Consider the following 18802-nt stretch of genomic DNA (forward strand, 5'->3'; position numbering starts at 1 on the left):
GAGCATAAAATGTCTTTATTAAAGAAAACACGTGATATCAACAAATTATTACAGGAACATGAAGGACTAGCAGTCGATTTTAAAGAAATGGCTGATCAGCTGGGTAGCGTGATGCAGTCGAATGTCTTCATCATCTCTCGTCGCGGTAGAATTCTTGGCTTCGGTGTCAACGAACTTCTGAAGAATGAACGCATCATCAAAATGCTTGAAGAGCGTCAGATTCCTAAAGAATATACTGACTACATTCTTAAAGTAGAAGAAACAGAATCCAATATTCCTCTCGAAAATAAATTGACCGTCTTTCCACCTGAAAATGAGAATCTCTTTAAAGAGAGTATGACTACGATTATTCCTATTAAAGGTGGCGGCACTCGATTAGGTACACTTGTACTGGGTCGTGTGGACAAAGATTTTGTCGAGAATGATTTAGTGCTCGGCGAATATGCCGCAACAGTCGTCGGCATGGAAATCCTGCGTGAAAAACATACAGAAATCGAGCAGAAAGCCCGTGACAAAGCAGCGATTACAATGGCCATCAATTCTCTGTCTTACTCTGAGAAAGAAGCGATTGAGCATATCTTCGAGGAACTGAATGCGAATGAAGGGCTGCTTGTCGCTTCAAAAGTAGCGGATAGAGTTGGTATTACACGTTCAGTAATCGTCAATGCACTGCGTAAACTTGAAAGTGCAGGCGTCATTGAATCACGATCACTTGGTATGAAAGGAACATTCATTAAAATCAAGAAAGAACAGTTCCTGAAAGAACTTGAAAACAGCCATTAATATGGTTGTTTTTTTTTGTTCAATGTGATATATTAGTAAACGGCTTTTAAAAAAGCTAATTCACACACTATAGCTAAGTATTTCAGTGGTGCAGCATCATGCTGTTCTGGAATTGCCTGTAGTGGCGGAATAAACCAATAGGAGGAAAATAAAATGGCAGTTATCTCAATGAAACAATTGTTAGAAGCTGGTGTACATTTCGGACACCAAACTCGTCGCTGGAACCCAAAAATGAAGAAATATATCTTCACAGAAAGAAACGGTATCTACATCATCGACCTTCAAAAAACAGTGAAGAAAGTTGAAGAAGCTTACAACTTCATGAAATCTATTGCTGAAGAAGGCGGTACTGTATTATTCGTTGGTACTAAAAAACAAGCGCAGGAAGCAATCAAAGAAGAAGCTGAGCGTTCAGGTCAGTTCTACATCAACCAACGTTGGTTAGGTGGAACATTAACGAACTACAAAACAATCAACAAACGTGTAAAACGTATTGCTGAAATCGAAAAAATGGAAGCAGACGGTACTTTCGAAGTCCTTCCTAAAAAAGAAGTCGTTGAGCTTAAAAAAGAATACGATCGTCTGATCAAATTCTTAGGCGGTATCCGCGATATGAAATCTATGCCCTCAGCTATCTTCGTTGTTGACCCTCGTAAAGAGCGTAACGCGATTGCTGAAGCTAAAAAATTACACATTCCAATCGTTGGTATCGTTGATACAAACTGTGATCCTGACGAAATCGATTACGTTATCCCAGCAAACGACGATGCTATCCGTGCCGTTAAACTTTTAACAGGTAAAATGGCAGATGCGATTCTTGAAGCGAAACAAGGCGTTTCAGATGAAGAAGTTGCAGCTGAGCAGAACATCGACTTAACAGAAGCAAAAGCTCCAGCAACATCTGAAGAAACGACTGAAGCATAATAAACTAAGGTGATAAGTTTACTTATCACCTTTTTTAAAGAAATCATGTAAATATTTCGCCTTTTGGCTGACAATTTAGTATGATTAATGAGTGAAGAACATTACTTTTATCTGGAGGAATTATTCATGGCAATTACAGCACAATTAGTAAAACAACTTCGTGAAAGAACTGGCGCAGGTATGATGGACTGCAAAAAAGCATTAACTGAAACAAATGGTGACATTGATGCAGCAGTAGACTACTTACGTGAAAAAGGGATCGCTAAAGCAGCTAAAAAAGCGGACCGTATCGCAGCTGAAGGTACAACTTATGTAGCTTCTAAAGGTAACGATGCAGTTCTTTTAGAATTAAACTCTGAGACTGACTTCGTTGCACGTAATGAAGGTTTCCAAGCATTAGTAAAAGAAATGGCAGATCACATCTTAACTTCTAAACCAGCTGATGTTGAAGCGTTAATGGCTTCAGAAATGTCAGACGGTAAAACAGTTGAAAATAAAATGAACGAAGCAATTTCAACAATTGGTGAAAAATTAACGTTACGTCGTTTTGTTCTTGCAACTAAAACAGATGCTGACACATTTGGTGAGTACTTACACATGGGCGGCCGTATCGGTGTTCTTGCTGTAGTAGAAAACTCAACTGACGCTGAAGCAGCAAAAGACGTTGCAATGCACATTGCAGCACTTAACCCTAAATTCGTTTCTCGTGAGCAAGTTTCTGCTGAAGAACTTGAGCATGAAAAAGATATCTTAAAGCAGCAAGCATTAAATGAAGGTAAACCTGAAAATATCGTTGAAAAAATGGTTGAAGGTCGTCTTCGTAAATACCTTGAAGAAATCTGTGCAGTCGATCAGCCGTTCGTTAAAAACCCTGATCAGACAGTTGCTGAATTCCTTAAATCAAAAGGTGGCTCTTTAAAATCATTCGTTCGTTACGAAGTGGGTGAAGGTATCGAGAAACGTCAAGATAACTTCGCTGATGAAGTAATGGGTCAAATCAACAAATAATATTAGACAGACACGATGATTCAATAAGATGATTCGTGTCTTTTTTTAAGCATTAACAGATCAGTCATTAACTGATATAATACATATAGTTTGTGCGCTTCTTTCAATAAAGAAGAGTTAAAATAAACGAGCGAAAGGGCGGAATAACAATGGATACATCTAAATATAAACGAGTCGTACTGAAATTAAGTGGAGAAGCATTAGCAGGAGATACGGGATTCGGTATCAATCCCGTTATCATTAAAAATATTGCGAAGCAGGTCGCTGAAGTGGCAACAATGGACTGTGAAGTGGCTGTTATTGTCGGTGGCGGCAACATCTGGCGTGGTAAAACTGGCAGTGACCTTGGCATGGACCGTGGTACAGCCGATTACATGGGGATGCTTGCAACAGTGATGAATTCACTTGCCCTGCAGGATAGTCTTGAGCAGCTTAATTGTGATACACGTGTTCTGACTTCAATCGCGATGCAGCAAGTAGCAGAACCTTACATCAGACGCCGTGCAATCCGCCATCTGGAAAAAGGACGTGTCGTTATTTTTGCAGCCGGCATCGGCAATCCATACTTCTCAACTGATACAACTGCCGCTCTTCGTGCAGCAGAAATGGAAGCAGATGTCATTCTGATGGGTAAAAACAATGTAGATGGTGTGTACTCAGCAGATCCGAAACTCGATCCGACAGCGAAAAAATATGAGAAACTGACGTATATTCAGATGCTGCAGGAAGGTCTGCAAGTCATGGATTCAACGGCAAGCTCGTTCTGTATGGACAACGACATCCCGCTCGTGGTATTCTCAATTATGGAGGATGGTAACATTAAGCGTGCCATCATGGGAGAAGAAATCGGTACAACGATAACAAAATAAGTGAGGAGTTATTTCTTATGACGAAAGAGATCATCAATGAAACAAAAGACAAAATGCAGAAGAGTATTGACAGCTTAACTCGTGAGTTTGCAGGCATCCGTGCAGGACATGCCAGCGCAAGCTTACTTGACCGCGTGTCTGTTAATTACTACGGTGCAGATACACCTGTACAACAGCTTGCAGGTATTTCAGTACCTGAAGCAAGAATGCTTGTAGTGACACCTTATGACAAATCTTCTATCGATGATATCCTAAAAGCAATCAATATGGCTAATTTAGGTGTCAATCCAACTTCTGACGGTACAGTAATCCGTATTACAGTGCCAGCACTGACAGAGGAACGTCGTAAAGAGTTCGTAAAAGAAGCGAAAAAAGAAGCAGAAAACGCAAAAGTGGCTATCCGTAATATTCGTCGTGATGCCAACGATGAACTGAAAAAAGCTGAAAAATCTGGTGAACTGACTGAAGATGATCTTCGCAGCTACACAGAAGATGTTCAGAACTTAACGAATGACCATATCAAGAAAATTGATGACTTAACAGCGGCTAAAGAACAGGATATTATGGCTGTCTAATAACTGGGGGCTGATGTTTCACTTATTGTGAGACATCGGCTCTTTTTTTGTGGTTAAATAGAAGAGTAGATATGTTAGAATGAAGTTTAGTATCAAAGTTGGAGGACCGCTATGTTTAATATATTTAAGAAGAACGCTTCTCAAACCATCGAACATGACGTTGTGCCGGAACATATTGCCATCATCATGGATGGCAATGGCAGATGGGCTAAAAATAGAAAGATGCCTCGTGTGAAAGGGCATTATGAAGGCATGCAGACGGTCAAAAGAATTACGACTCATGCTAGTCAGATTGGGGTTAAATACCTCACGCTTTATGCGTTTTCGACTGAGAACTGGTCGAGACCGAAAGAGGAAGTCAATTACTTGATGAAATTACCGGTTGATTTTCTGGCTTCGTTTCTACCGGATTTAATGAAAAATAATGTGAAAGTAGAATCTATCGGTTTTATCGAACAGCTGCCAGAGCATACGAAAGAAGCACTTTACAAAGTTCAGCGGGAAACAGAGAATAATACGGGAATGAAGCTGATCTTCGCATTGAATTATGGGGGGCGGAAAGAAATCGTCGCTGCTGTGCAGCTGCTGGCAGCTGCCTATAAAAACAATGAGATTCAACTGGATGATATCGATGAGGAACGTGTCGGACAGGCACTCTTTACACGAGATTATCCCGATCCGGAGCTATTGATCCGCACTTCTGGAGAAGAACGTCTCAGTAATTTCATGCTCTGGCAGACTTCATACAGTGAATTTGTTTTTGATGAAAAACTTTGGCCGGATTATGCACCAGAAGACCTTGATCACGCGATTCATACCTACTGCAAGAGACAGCGGAGATTCGGAGGGCTGAATGGATGAAGACTAGAACAATAACAGCGATTATCGCAATGGCAATTTTCTTACCGATTGTCATTTACGGCGGAATTCCTGTGCTGCTGCTCTCATACTTACTCGCAATCGTCGCGCTTAAGGAAGTACTGAACATGCAGCGTATCAAGCTCTATTCACTACCTGGTCTGATCAGTACTGCAGCGCTCTGCCTGATTATGTCGCCTGCGCGCAGTCGAATTGTAGAAAGTGACTACCAGGTCCCTTTTTTGATTATTATCAGCCTGATTCTGCTAAGCCATACAGTGATTTCTAAAAACCGTTTCTCATTCGTTGATGCGGCATTCTGTATGCTGGCGGTAGCTTATGTCGCTATCGGCTTTATGTATTTCTACGAAACAAGACATCACGGGCTGCATTATCTCCTTTTTGCGCTGCTTGTGGTATGGTTAACAGATACAGGTGCATACATATTTGGACGTTTATTCGGCAAACGTAAACTATGGCCGGAAATCAGTCCCAACAAAACGATAGAAGGCTTTATTGGTGGAATAGCGAGCAGTACGATCGTCGCAATTGTCTTTGCACTTAACTATGAGATGCCGCTCGGACTGGTCCCGCTCATCTTTGTAACATGGTTGTTCAGTATAGCCGGTCAGTTAGGTGATTTAGTGGAATCTGCATTGAAACGAAATTTTGGTGTGAAAGACTCAGGGACATTGCTGCCAGGTCACGGTGGTATATTGGACCGTTTTGACAGCCTGATATTTGTACTGCCGTTGATCAATATCTTTTTAATTAACTTTCAGAGTTAGGTGATGACATGAAAAAAATAGGAATTTTAGGTGCGAGTGGTTCAGTCGGCATGCAAGGATTGGATATTATCCGTCAGCATCCGGAAGAATACAAGCTTGTAAGTTTTGCTGTAGGGCGTAGTATAGACCTTGCAATTAATATTATCGAGGAGTTTAAGCCCGCTATCGTCTCTGTCCAGAACGCAGAAGACAAAAAAGTATTGGAGAAATACGACATTGAAGTTGTGCACGGTGAGGAAGGACTTCTTGCTGTAGCCGGCTATTATGAAAACGATATGCTGCTGAATTCCATTTTAGGCAGTGTGGGACTACGACCCACTCTGCATGCGATAGAACAGGGGATTGATATTGCGCTAGCCAATAAAGAGACACTCGTTGTTGCAGGGGAAATAGTCATGCAGCATGCGAAAAAGTACGGCGTCAATATTCTGCCTGTTGATTCTGAGCATTCAGCGATTTTTCAGTGTTTAAACGGTGAGGACCCGAAAAATATTGAGAAGATCATCATTACAGCAAGTGGTGGTTCTTTCAGAGATAAAACGCGCAGTGAACTCGAGAATGTCACACTTGAAGATGCGCTTAACCATCCGAACTGGTCGATGGGTCAGAAGATTACGATTGATTCTGCGACGATGATGAATAAAGGACTGGAAGTCATCGAGGCGAAATGGCTCTTCGACTTGCCGGTTGAGAAGATTGAGACTATTCTTCATAAAGAGAGTGTCATTCATTCGATGGTTGAGTTTAATGATACGAGTGTCATGGCTCAGCTCGGCACGCCGGATATGCGGATGCCGATTCTTTACGCATTCAGCTATCCAAATAGACTCCCTCGTCAAGGTGAACGTCTTAACTTAGCGAAGTTCGGGACTTTGAACTTCAAGGAGATGGACTTCGAGCGCTTCAGATGTCTGAAGTTCGCCTACGATGCGATTAAGATCGGTGGCACAATGCCTGTTGTCATGAATGCTGTCAATGAAGTCGCCGTGCAGATGTTCTTAAACGGAGAGATCAGTTTTCTTGATATCGAGCGACTGATTGAGCGAGAGATGGAGCAGCATGAAGTCATCCAGCATCCTGACCTGGAAACGATACTGAAAGTCGACGCGGATTATAAATCACGTCAATATGAGGTGTAAAGTATGATAGGGATTATCGCATTTATATTTGTCTTTGGGTTATTAGTGACTGTCCATGAGTTTGGGCATTTATACTTCGCTAAAAGAGCGGGTATTATGTGTCCTGAGTTTGCGATTGGTATGGGACCCAAAATATTCTCTTACAAGAAAAACGAAACACTTTATACGATTAGAATGCTACCGGTCGGCGGATACGTTATGATGGCCGGAAGCGGTATGGAACAGAATCCATTGACAGCAGGACAGACGGTCAGCATTAAACGTAATACTGCAGGTGAAGTGACGCATGTCATCTTAGATGATCAGCATCAGTTCAGACAGATTGAACAGCTGGAAGTGGAAGATAGCGATTTTGAAGATGGTCTCTTTATAGAAGGTATAGACAGTTATACGAATGAACGCGTGCGTTATACACTGGCTGATGAAGCTTACTTCGTGCGTGAAGGTGACCTCGTGCAGATTGCACCACGCCACCGCCAGTTTAAAAATAAAAAACCGTGGCCAAAATTTTTGACGCTTTTTGCTGGGCCGCTGTTTAACTTTTTACTGGCGCTTGTTATTTTCATTGGTCTCGCGTTTGTATCTGGTACACCGACAGATAAACCGATCATCGGTGAAATTTTAAAAGACAGCCCGGCAGATAAAGCAGGGCTCGTGATGAAAGATAAAGTTCTGGAGATTGACGGTCAAAAAATCGATAAATTCGAAGATATGGGTCCACACTTAAAAGATGGAGAGACTCATGAATTTCTGATTGAACGAGACGGTCAGAAACTGACTAAGTCAGTGACTCCGAAGAAGATGGAGTACCGTGAAAAAACTAAAACACTTAAAAAGTATGCTATCGGTGTGAATCCGATGATGACACATGATAATTTCCTTGCACCATTTAAATATGGTTTTTTCAAAACAATTGAGATGATGTCTCTTATCTTCATGCTGGTAGGTCAACTCTTCTCCAGTATATTCACGGGACACTTCAGCTTCGATATGCTGAACGGACCGGTCGGTATTTATAAGAATACAGAGAAGGTTGCATCGCTGGGTATCCTGTCACTATTATCATGGGCAGGAATGCTGTCTGTGAACTTAGGGATTATGAACTTATTGCCGATTCCAGCTCTTGACGGCGGCCGCATTCTCTTTGTCATCTATGAGGCAATCTTCAGAAAGCCTGTCAACAAAAAAGCGGAAGTGGTCATTATTACTGCTGGTGCTGTTTTCTTATTCTTTGTCATGATCATGGTGACATGGAACGATATACAACGATATTTCTTTAATTAATAGGGGGTTAAGACATGAAACAATCAAAAATGTTTATTCCGACATTACGTGAAGTGCCTAATGATGCGGAATCTAAAAGTCATCAGCTGTTACTGAAAGCAGGTATGATTAAGCAGATCGCGAGCGGGGTCTACAGTTATTTACCCATTGCTAAACGCGTACTTAATAAGATAGAAGCGATTGTGCGTGAAGAAATGGAAGCTATAGACGGCGTCGAGATTCTGATGCCGGCGTTGCAGCCATCTGAGCTGTGGCAGGAAAGTGGACGCTGGCCAAGCTATGGTGCTGAACTGATGCGTATGACAGACCGTCACGGTCGTGAGTTTGCGCTCGGACCAACGCACGAAGAGATCATCACGTCCTTAGTGCGTGATGAACTGAAGTCTTATAAGAAGCTTCCGGTGACGTTATTCCAGATCCAGAATAAATTCCGTGATGAAAAACGTCCTCGATTTGGTCTACTGCGTGGACGTGAGTTCATCATGAAGGACGCTTACAGCTTCCACGCGACAGAAGAGTCACTGGACGAGACTTATCAGGATATGTATCAGGCATACAGCAATATCTATAACCGCGTCGGTCTTAAGTTCCGTCCGGTCATTGCAGATAGTGGTGCGATCGGCGGCAGCCATACACATGAATTTATGGCGCTTGCTGAAATCGGTGAAGATACGATTGCTTATACAGAGGGCAGTGACTATGCTGCAAACATTGAAAAAGCTGAAGTTGTTTATACTCCGAATGTTCAGCATTCAGCAGAAACGGCACTTGAAAAAATTCATACACCAGGTGTCAAGACAGCGGAGCAGCTGGCAGACTTACTTGGTAAACGACTTGATGAGATCGTTAAGTCGATGATCATCAAAGTAGACGATCGTTTCGTCATGTTCCTGATACGCGGTCATCATGAATTAAACGACGTCAAAGTGAAATCTTTCTTTAGTACTGAAGTGGTTGAAATGGCGACTGAAGCAGAGATTGAAGGCATTATGAACGCGAAGCCGGGTTCACTCGGTCCAGTCGGCGTGACGAAGATTGATATCTATGCAGACAATGCGGTACAGGATATCAACAACCTTGCAGTAGGTGCCAATGAGACAGATTACCATTATATCAATGCGAATGCAGGTCGCGATTTTAAGGTTAAAACTTATGGCGACTTCCGCTTCATCTTAGAAGGTGAAGAAGCGGCTGATGGTAGTGGTCCTGTTAAGTTTGCAGAGGGGATTGAAGTCGGTCAGGTCTTTAAGCTGGGCACAAAGTACTCTGAAGCGATGAAGGCGACATTCCTGAACGAACAAGGGAAAGCACAGCCAATGATTATGGGCTGCTACGGTATCGGCGTCTCCCGTACACTGAGTGCTGTCATTGAACAGCATCATGATGACAACGGCATTATCTGGCCGAAATCAATCACGCCATTTGATATCCATGTAATCTCAGTCAACCCGAAACAAGAGGCTCAACGACTGCTTGCAGACCAGCTTTACACGGACTTCTCTAAAAACTATCAGGTTCTTTATGACGACCGTCAGGAACGTGCAGGCGTTAAGTTTAACGATGCAGACTTGATTGGGGTACCGCTTCGTATCGTCGTCGGCAAACAGGCGGCAGATGAAATTGTTGAAGTGAAAGTTCGTCAGACGGGTGAGTCATTTGAAGTCCCTGTCAGTGAACTGGCTACTAAAATTGAAACTTTATATCAAGACTTAGCTTAAAAATTTGCTATAATAGAACTAACTTAAGTAATGCGCTTTTGGCGCGTTACTTTTTCATTTTATAAAGGTGGTCATGGCGTGAATAAAGAAGAAAAATTTAAGGTTTTGCTGTCTCAGCTGAAAATGACAGAGGCCTTTCCAGCTGAACTGGATGGATGCACGCTTGAACGTCTGGACATCTCAGAAAAAGAACGCCAGTGGTTCTTTCATATCAAGAGTCCGGTCATTTTTCCGGCAGATGTCTATATGCATTTTCTGAATGAGATGAAGAACGCGTTCGGCCATATTGCGACTGTTGACTTTCAAATATTAGCAGCTGATCAGTCTGATAAACTTGATAAAGTTAAAGACTATCTCCATCACTGCGTTGAACAGACAGCCTTAAGCCCGAATCTTAAAAGACAGCTGAAACAGAAGAAATATACCTTTTCAGGCGACGTCATCAGATTCATCGTCAATAATGAAGTCGAGCAGCAACATCTTGAAAAATCTTGCAATGGTTCTCTTTTGAAAGCATTTAAGAAAGCAGGCTTCCATTTCGACAAGATTGTATTCGAGATTGACGATATGGACCAGCAGCGTGAACTGGAATCCCTGGAAGCAACCATCCAGGAAGAAGATACGACAAGTGCTATTCAGACTCGGGAACGGGTCGCAGAAATGCAGAAACAACGTGCTGAAGAAGATAGTGATGAAGTGACAGAAGCATCTATCGGTAAGGATATCAACATTGAGTCCATCCGGCCGATTTCATCCATTATCGAAGAAGAATATAAAGTGGCGATTGAAGGGGTCATCTTTGATGCAGAGATCAAGGAACTGAAAAGCGGACGTTACATCCTGCAGCTCAAAATCACTGATTACACGGATTCTCTGACACTAAAAATGTTCAGCCGTAATCGTCAGACGAAGAATGACCTTGAACACTTTAAGGCATTGACACCTGGAAAATGGGTACGTGCGCAGGGGAAAATAGAAGAAGATACGTTTATCCGCGATCTGGTGATGATGATCAACGACATCCATGAGATTAAACGCTCTCCTCGTAAAGATAAATCAGAAGAAAAACGTGTGGAATTTCATCTGCATTCCAGTATGAGTCAGATGGATGGTATCACGCATATCGGAAAATATGTGGCGCAGGCTGCTCAGTGGGGACATAAGGCGATTGCGGTGACCGATCATAACGTCGTGCAGGCTTATCCGGATGCTCATGCCGCAGCTGAAAAGAACGGCATTAAAATGATCTACGGTTTAGAAGGCATGCTCGTTGATGAAGGAGTGCCTATCACTTATCATCCGATAGATCGAAACTTGAACTCAAGCAGCTATGTGGTGTTTGACGTAGAGACGACCGGTCTCAGTTCGCAGTACGATAAAATTATTGAGCTCGCAGCAGTCAAGGTTCAGAACGGTGAAATCATCGATAAATTTGAAAGTTTCAGTAATCCTGGTGAACTGTTGAATGAAACGATTAAACAGCTGACTGGCATTACTGATGATATGCTCGTCGATGCACCGCCGATAGAGGACGTGCTGCCGCGTTTTAAGGAGTGGGTCGGCGATGCGATTTATGTCGCTCATAACGCGAGTTTCGATATGGGGTTCATTGATACAGGTTATGACCGTTTAGGACTTGGAGCCAGCGAGAACGGGGTCATTGATACGCTCGAACTGTCACGGACGATTAATACAGAGCTCGGCAAACATGGTCTGAACTTCCTGGCGAAGAAATACGGTGTTGAACTGACACAGCACCATAGAGCGATTTATGATGCGGAGACGACTGCGCATATCTTTGTGAAGATGCTGAAACAGATGGAAGAACGCGGTGTGACTAATCATCAGGAAATCGATCAGAAGTTGTCTAATCAGGAAGCGTATAAACGTGCACGTCCTGTACACGTCACGCTTATCGTGCAGAATCAGACAGGACTTAAAAATCTGTTCAAGATTGTTTCGGAGTCTCTCGTTCATTATTATTACCGCACGCCGCGTATAACGCGCAGCCTGCTGGAAGAGAATCGTGAAGGGATACTGGTCGGCAGTGCCTGTGACAACGGTGAGATATTCACCGCTGTCATGAACAAGGACCAGTCAGAAGTTGAGAAAGTGGCCCAGTTCTATGACTATATAGAAGTTCAGCCGAAAGCACTCTATCAGCATCTTCTGGCACGTGATTTAATCCGTGACAATGAAACGCTTGAAGAAATTTATCACCGTATTATTGATGTAGCAGACAAACTGGATAAACCGGTTATCGCAACAGGGAATGCCCATTATCTGCATCCGCATGACAAGATTGCGCGTGAGATACTCGTCGCAAGTATGCCGGGGAATCCGCTTAATAAAAGTGGTTTTCCGGATGCTCATTTCAGAACGACAGACGAAATGATGGACGACTTCATGTTCCTCGGTGAAGATAAGGCTTATGAGATTGTCATCAAGAATACGAATGAGCTTGCAGACCGCATTGAACGCGTCGTTCCAATCCGTGATGAACTTTATACACCGTCAATTGAAGGCGCAAATGAAGAAATCCGTGAAATGTCATACGCAAATGCACGTAAACTTTACGGGGATGACCTTCCTGAAATAGTCGTCGCAAGACTTGAGAAAGAACTCGCCAGTATCATCGGTAACGGTTTCGCCGTTATTTATCTCATCTCACAGAAACTCGTTAAAAAGTCTCTGGATGATGGCTACCTGGTCGGTTCAAGGGGGTCCGTCGGCTCAAGTTTTGTAGCGACCATGACAGAAATCACTGAGGTCAATCCACTGCCGCCGCATTACATCTGTCCAAAGTGTAAGGAAAGTCATTTCTTCGACGACGGGTCTGTCTCCAGTGGCTATGATTTACCCGATAAAAAGTGTGAGAAATGTGATGTTCCTTTTATCAAGGAAGGACAGGATATCCCGTTCGAGACTTTTCTCGGCTTTAAAGGTGATAAAGTACCCGATATCGACTTGAACTTCAGCGGGGAATATCAGCCTCAGGCTCATAACTATACGAAAGTGCTGTTCGGTGAAGATAAAGTATTCCGTGCCGGAACGATTGGTACTGTAGCCGAGAAAACGGCGTTCGGTTATGTCAAAGGCTACCTGAATGACAACAGTATGCACAAGCGGGGGGCCGAAGTTGACCGGCTTGTGCAGGCCTGTACAGGTGTGAAACGGACGACGGGTCAGCACCCGGGTGGTATCATCGTTGTCCCTGAGAACATGGATATCTACGATTTCACGCCGATACAATTTCCGGCAGACGACCAGAACTCAGCCTGGAAAACCACACACTTCGACTTCCACTCGATTCATGACAATCTTTTGAAGCTTGATATACTGGGTCACGATGATCCGACGATGATCCGCATGCTGCAGGACTTGTCAGGTATTGATCCGAAGACGATTCCGATGGATGACAAAGAGACGATGAAAATTTTCTCTGGACCGCAGAGTCTCGGCGTCACAGAAGAAGACATTATGTGTAAGACCGGCACATTCGGTGTACCGGAATTTGGTACAGGATTCGTGCGTCAGATGCTTGAAGATACTAAACCGAGCACATTCTCGGAGCTTATTCAGATTTCAGGACTGTCGCATGGTACAGACGTCTGGCTTGGCAATGCGCAGGAACTGATCAGAACCGGTACTTGTGACCTGTCTGGTGTAATCGGTTGTCGAGATGATATCATGGTTTACCTGATGTATGCAGGGCTGGAACCATCACTCGCATTCAAAATTATGGAGTCAGTACGTAAAGGTAAAGGACTGTCAGAGGACTTTGAAGCAGCGATGAGAGAAAATAAAGTACCGGAATGGTATCTCGAATCATGTAAGAAAATCAAATATATGTTCCCGAAAGCCCATGCCAGCGCCTATGTGATGATGGCACTCCGTATCGCCTATTTTAAAGTGCATCATCCGCTGTATTACTATGCTGCATATTTCACTGTCCGTGCTTCTGACTTTGACCTGCTCACGATGACAAAGGACAAAAATACGATTAAAGCGACTGTGAAAGATTATTATGCGCGTTACCATGATCTGTCGAAAAAAGAAAAAGATGTTCTGACTGTACTTGAACTCTCTAACGAAATGGCGCAGCGCGGTTTTCGCATGCAGCCAGTCTCGCTTGAGAAAAGTCAGGCATTTGACTTTATTATTGATGGAGATACGCTCATTCCACCTTTCAATGCAGTACCGGGACTTGGTGAGAACGTTGCTAAAAGAATTGTAGCGGCACGCGATGAAGGTCCGTTCCTGTCTAAGGAAGAGCTGAACAAAAAAGCAGGGGTCTCTCAGAAAATTATCGACTACTTGACGATGCTTGGCTCTCTTGAAAATATGCCGGATAAAGCTCAGCTCAGTATCTTTGACTTATAGAATTGAAGCATTTTATGACATGTGTTATAATAATGTTGCTTAACAAAATACTCTATTGACGAAAAGAGTGGGATATCCCGCTCTTTTCTTCTTGTCAGACTAAGGAGGCATATATGAGCAAAATAACAGAACGTGTAGAAGAGATTGTGACACCTATCATTCAGGATTTAGGTTTTGAGCTTGTTGACGTTGAATACGTGAAAGAAGGCCCTGACTATTATCTCCGCATCGCTATTGATAAAGAAGGTGGCATTGATATTTCAGACTGTGCACTTGCCAGTGAGAAAATCAGTGAAGTGATGGACAAAGAAGACCCGATTGCTGAAGCTTATTTTATGGATGTATCATCACCAGGTGCTGAACGTCCGCTGAAAAAAGAAGCCGATTATACAGCAGCAGTCGGTCATCCGGTTTACGTCAAATTATACGAGGAAATCGGTGGCGACAAAGAGTGGCTCGGTGAACTTGTTAAATTTGATGCAGAGACGGTAACGATGTCTGTCAGAATCAAAACACGTACAAAGGAAATTGAACTGCCACGCAAAAAAATTGCAAAAATCAGACGTGCAGTCATTCTTTAATTAACGGAGGACAAAATGAAAAACAATGAATTATTAAACGCTATTGATTTTCTTGAAAAAGAAAAAAGTATTCCACGTGAAGTGCTGATTGAAACGATTGAAGCGGCACTGATTACCGCTTACAAAAAGAACTACAACTCAGCCAATAATGTTCGCGTTGAACTGAATATGGATAACGGCAGCTATGCGGTCTATTCCCGTAAAGATGTAGTAGAAGAAGTTGAAAACCCACGTGATCAGGTTTCATTAGAGATGGCGCTTGAAACAAACCCTGCATATGAAGTAGGCGACATCTTCGAAGAGAACGTAACCCCTTCAGACTTCGGCCGTGTCAGTGCGCAGGCTGCAAAACAGGCCGTGATGCAGCGTCTGCGTGATGCAGAGCGCGGTATTCTGTACAATGAATTCATCGATAAAGAAGATGATATCATGACAGGTGTCATCGACCGTGTCGATCATCGTTATGTCTATGTCACACTGGGCAAAACAGAAGCGGTCTTATCAGAAGCAGAACGCAGCCCGAATGATGTTTATCGTCCGACTGAACGCATCAAAGTCTACGTTAATAAAGTAGAACAGACAACTAAAGGACCACAGATTTTCGTGTCCAGAAGTCATCCAGGGCTGTTAAAACGTCTCTTTGAACAAGAAGTACCGGAAATATTTGATGGTACTGTTGTCGTGAAGTCAGTTGCGCGTGAAGCAGGCGACCGTTCTAAGATCAGTGTTCACTCAGAAAATCCTGATATCGATGCAGTCGGTGCATGTGTCGGTGCTAAAGGTGCACGTGTCGGTGCTGTTGTGGATGAACTGGGCGGCGAAAAAATTGATATCGTTGAGTGGAGCGCAGATCCGAAGACATTTGTTAAAAATGCACTCAGTCCGTCACAAGTGGTGGATGTGCTCGTTAACGAGGAAAATCAGTCTACTACTGTTATCGTTCCTGACTATCAGCTGTCACTTGCTATCGGCAAACGTGGCCAGAACGCCCGTTTAGCAGCTAAACTGACAGGCTGGAAGATTGATATCAAGAGTGAGACAGATGCTAAAGAAGCGGGTATCTACCCAGTCGAATAAGGGGGAAGATGATGAAACAGAAAAAAATTCCCATGCGTAAATGTATTTTAAGCCAGGAGATGAAACCGAAACGTGATATGCTGCGTGTTGTTCGTTCGAAAGAGGGCGATATTGCAGTCGATCCGACCGGTAAAGCGAATGGTCGCGGTGCATACGTATCTATGGATCTACCAGTTATCGAAGAAGCGCGCAAAAAGAAAAGACTTGAACAATTTTTTGAAGCAGATACAGAAACATTGAATCCGATATACGATGAACTGATACGTCTCGTCTATCGTTCGATGATACCTAAATGAGTCTGAAAGATCGTATCTTAAACCTGCTCGGGCTTGCCATGCGTGCGCGCAAACTTGTGACAGGTGAAGAACTGGTTATAAATGAAGTGAGACGGGGTAAAGTCAGATTAGTGATTTTATCAGAAGATGCTTCAGCGAACACACAAAAAAATATCATGAATAAATGTCAGTCATACCATGTGAAATGTCTGCAGTTCGGCTCGCGACATGAACTTGGATGGGCTATCGGTAAGGATGAACGTGTCATCATCGGTGTGCTTGACTCAGGCTTTGCGAAAAAGCTGAAAGACATGATTCATGAAAGTGATGAAGGAGAGAACCTATGAGTAAACAAAGAATATATGAATATGCTAAAGAAGTAGGCAAAAGAAGTAAGGATATTATCGACGAACTTCAGAAAATGGGTATTGAAGTAACGACTCATATGAAGACTTTAGAAGATAAAGAAATCAATGATCTGAATAAAATCTTCAAAAAAGATGCAGTGAAAGCTGGATCTAAACCAGAGCAGCCTAAAAAAGCGGAGACAACTCAAAATAAACCGCAGAACACTCAGAATAAACCTGCTCAGAACAACCAGAATCGTAACAATAAACCGGGACAGAATAAACCGAACAATCGTCCGGGACAGAACAACAAACCGAATAACCGACCAGGTCAGAAAAATAATAAAGGCAAAAAAGGTAAAAATCAAAAACCTCAGACGCCACCACCAGCACCTGTCGTGAAGGAAACACCTTCTAAAATCACTTACACAGAAGGCATCACAGTCGGTGAACTTGCTGAAAAATTGAACAAAGATGCTTCAGAAATCGTTAAAAACTTATTCATGGTGGGCATCATGGCGAACATCAACCAGCCACTGACTGAAGAAGCGATTGAACTGATCTGTGACGAATACGGTGTCGAAGCAGAACTAGAAGTCATCATTGATGCAACAGACCTTGAGACGTACTTCGAGGATGTTGACGCGGATGATGCTGATAAAGAAGAACGTCCACCTGTTGTTACAATCATGGGTCACGTCGACCACGGTAAAACGACACTTCTTGACTCTATCCGTAATACACGTGTCACTGCTGGAGAAGCAGGCGGTATCACGCAGCATATCGGTGCGTATCAGATTGTCAATGAAGGCAAAAAAATCACGTTCCTTGATACACCTGGTCACGCGGCTTTCACTACGATGCGTGCGCGTGGTGCTCAAGTAACAGATATCACGATTCTAGTCGTGGCAGCAGATGATGGTGTAATGCCACAGACGATTGAAGCAATCAACCATGCGAAAGCAGCAGAAGTACCTATTATCGTCGCAGTTAATAAAGTCGATAAACCAACAGCTAACCCGGACCGTGTTATGCAGGAACTCGGTGAGCATGGTCTCTATCCAGAAGACTGGGGCGGCGACACAATCTTCGTTCAGCTGTCTGCATTAACTGGTGACGGTATCGATGATTTACTTGAAATGATTCAGCTTGTAACAGAAGTTGAAGAATTAAAAGCTAATCCAAAACGTACTGCTTTAGGAACTGTTATTGAAGCAGAACTTGATAAATCTCGTGGACCAGCTGCATCGCTGTTAGTTCAGGATGGTACGCTTGAAATCGGTGATTCTATCGTTGTCGGTAACACGTACGGTCGTGTCCGTGCGATGGTCAATGACTTAGGTAAGCGTATTAAAACGGCTGGCCCGTCTACACCGATTGAAATTACAGGTTTACAGGATGTACCACTTGCCGGTGACCGCTTCGTCGTCTTTAAAGATGAGAAAAAAGCTCGTCGTATCGGTGAAGCCCGTCAACAGCAGAACATCATGGCTCAACGTCAGGAAAGTCAGAAAGTTTCTCTTGATAATCTCTTTGAACAGATGAAACAAGGCGAAATGAAAGACTTAAATGTTATCATTAAAGGGGATGTGCAAGGTTCTGTAGAAGCACTTGCAGCGTCACTCATGAAAATTGATGTAGAAGGCGTTAACGTTCGTATCATTCATACAGCAGTAGGGGCGATCAACGAATCAGACGTTACATTAGCATCTGCTTCTAACGGTATCATTATCGGTTTCAATGTACGTCCGGATGTCAATGCGAAACGTGCAGCTGAAGCAGAGAAAGTAGATATGCGTCTCCACCGCATCATCTATAAAGTAATCGAAGAAATCGAATTTGCGATGAAAGGGATGCTGGATCCTGAATTTGAAGAGAAAGTGATTGGTCAGGCTGAAGTACGTCAGACAATCAATATCTCTAAAGTCGGTACAGTAGCCGGTTCATACGTGACAGACGGTAAAATTACGCGTGACGCTAGCGTCCGCATCATCCGTGACGGTATTGTGGTCTACGAAGGAGCAGTTGATGCACTTCGTCGATTCAAAGACGATGTAAAAGAAGTCACAGCTGGATACGAATGCGGTATCACGATTGAAAACTTCAACGATATCAAGGAAGGCGACATCTTCGAAGCCTTCGTGATGGAAGAGATTAAACGCGTATAAAACATTAAAAGCTATCTTCTTAATG

Annotated in this window: 16 protein-coding genes; all 16 read left to right on the plus strand. The window is 43.1% G+C overall.

Features of this window, described 5'->3' with window-relative positions; all coding sequences use genetic code 11:
• The first annotated feature begins 9 nt into the window (after positions 1-9).
• The 16 genes from codY to infB all read left to right on the plus strand — a co-directional run bounded on the left by codY (position 10) and on the right by infB (position 18777).
• On the plus strand, positions 10-783 hold the full coding sequence (gene codY / locus MGG13_RS05130) for a GTP-sensing pleiotropic transcriptional regulator CodY (protein ID WP_133432056.1): 774 nt from the start codon (positions 10-12) through the stop codon (positions 781-783).
• 153 nt (positions 784-936) lie between these two features.
• Entirely contained in the window at positions 937-1707 is a 771-nt protein-coding gene (rpsB, locus tag MGG13_RS05135; protein WP_239035603.1) for a 30S ribosomal protein S2, read from the plus strand.
• Positions 1708-1833: 126 nt separating this feature from the next.
• Positions 1834-2715, plus strand: coding sequence for a translation elongation factor Ts (gene tsf / locus MGG13_RS05140; protein ID WP_133432058.1), 882 nt, complete (start codon positions 1834-1836; stop codon positions 2713-2715).
• Positions 2716-2864: 149 nt separating this feature from the next.
• Complete coding sequence (pyrH, locus tag MGG13_RS05145) at positions 2865-3584, plus strand: UMP kinase (protein ID WP_239035604.1); 720 nt, start codon at positions 2865-2867, stop codon at positions 3582-3584.
• A 17-nt stretch (positions 3585-3601) separates the two neighbouring features.
• Positions 3602-4159, plus strand: a complete 558-nt coding sequence (gene frr / locus MGG13_RS05150; protein ID WP_133432060.1) for a ribosome recycling factor — start codon at positions 3602-3604, stop codon at positions 4157-4159.
• 111 nt (positions 4160-4270) lie between these two features.
• Positions 4271-5020 (plus strand): undecaprenyl pyrophosphate synthase, encoded by a 750-nt coding sequence (locus MGG13_RS05155; RefSeq protein ID WP_239035605.1) that lies wholly within the window; start codon positions 4271-4273, stop codon positions 5018-5020.
• Positions 5017-5805: a phosphatidate cytidylyltransferase gene (locus MGG13_RS05160; protein ID WP_239035606.1), complete on the plus strand. Its 789-nt coding sequence runs from the start codon at positions 5017-5019 to the stop codon at positions 5803-5805. Before MGG13_RS05155 ends, MGG13_RS05160 begins: the two co-directional genes overlap by 4 nt.
• An 8-nt stretch (positions 5806-5813) precedes the next feature.
• Positions 5814-6944: a 1-deoxy-D-xylulose-5-phosphate reductoisomerase gene (dxr, locus tag MGG13_RS05165; protein ID WP_239035607.1), complete on the plus strand. Its 1131-nt coding sequence runs from the start codon at positions 5814-5816 to the stop codon at positions 6942-6944.
• Between the two features lie 3 nt (positions 6945-6947).
• A complete protein-coding gene (gene rseP, locus MGG13_RS05170) occupies positions 6948-8228 on the plus strand; it encodes an RIP metalloprotease RseP (RefSeq protein ID WP_133432064.1) in 1281 nt (426 codons plus the stop codon).
• 14 nt (positions 8229-8242) lie between these two features.
• Positions 8243-9946 carry a proline--tRNA ligase gene (locus MGG13_RS05175; protein ID WP_239035608.1) on the plus strand — a complete coding sequence of 568 codons (1704 nt, stop codon included), beginning with the start codon at positions 8243-8245 and terminating at the stop codon, positions 9944-9946.
• Between the two features lie 30 nt (positions 9947-9976).
• Positions 9977-14329, plus strand: a complete 4353-nt coding sequence (locus MGG13_RS05180; RefSeq protein WP_420827909.1) for a PolC-type DNA polymerase III — start codon at positions 9977-9979, stop codon at positions 14327-14329.
• Positions 14330-14442: 113 nt separating this feature from the next.
• Positions 14443-14910, plus strand: a complete 468-nt coding sequence (rimP, locus tag MGG13_RS05185) for a ribosome maturation factor RimP (RefSeq protein WP_239035610.1) — start codon at positions 14443-14445, stop codon at positions 14908-14910.
• 15 nt (positions 14911-14925) lie between these two features.
• The gene (gene nusA, locus MGG13_RS05190) at positions 14926-15987 is read left to right on the plus strand and encodes a transcription termination factor NusA (RefSeq protein WP_133432068.1); all 1062 of its coding nucleotides are present in this window, start codon (positions 14926-14928) and stop codon (positions 15985-15987) included.
• An 11-nt stretch (positions 15988-15998) separates the two neighbouring features.
• On the plus strand, positions 15999-16283 hold the full coding sequence (gene rnpM / locus MGG13_RS05195) for an RNase P modulator RnpM (RefSeq protein ID WP_239035611.1): 285 nt from the start codon (positions 15999-16001) through the stop codon (positions 16281-16283).
• Complete coding sequence (locus MGG13_RS05200; RefSeq protein WP_133432070.1) at positions 16280-16609, plus strand: YlxQ family RNA-binding protein; 330 nt, start codon at positions 16280-16282, stop codon at positions 16607-16609. The genes rnpM and MGG13_RS05200 overlap by 4 nt, the downstream gene beginning before the upstream one ends.
• Complete coding sequence (infB, locus tag MGG13_RS05205; protein ID WP_239035612.1) at positions 16606-18777, plus strand: translation initiation factor IF-2; 2172 nt, start codon at positions 16606-16608, stop codon at positions 18775-18777. The genes MGG13_RS05200 and infB overlap by 4 nt, the downstream gene beginning before the upstream one ends.
• The last annotated feature ends 25 nt before the right edge of the window (positions 18778-18802 follow it).

The sequence above is a fragment of the Macrococcus brunensis genome, from assembly GCF_022343725.1.
In the GTDB taxonomy this organism is placed as follows: Bacteria; Bacillota; Bacilli; order Staphylococcales; family Staphylococcaceae; genus Macrococcus; species Macrococcus brunensis.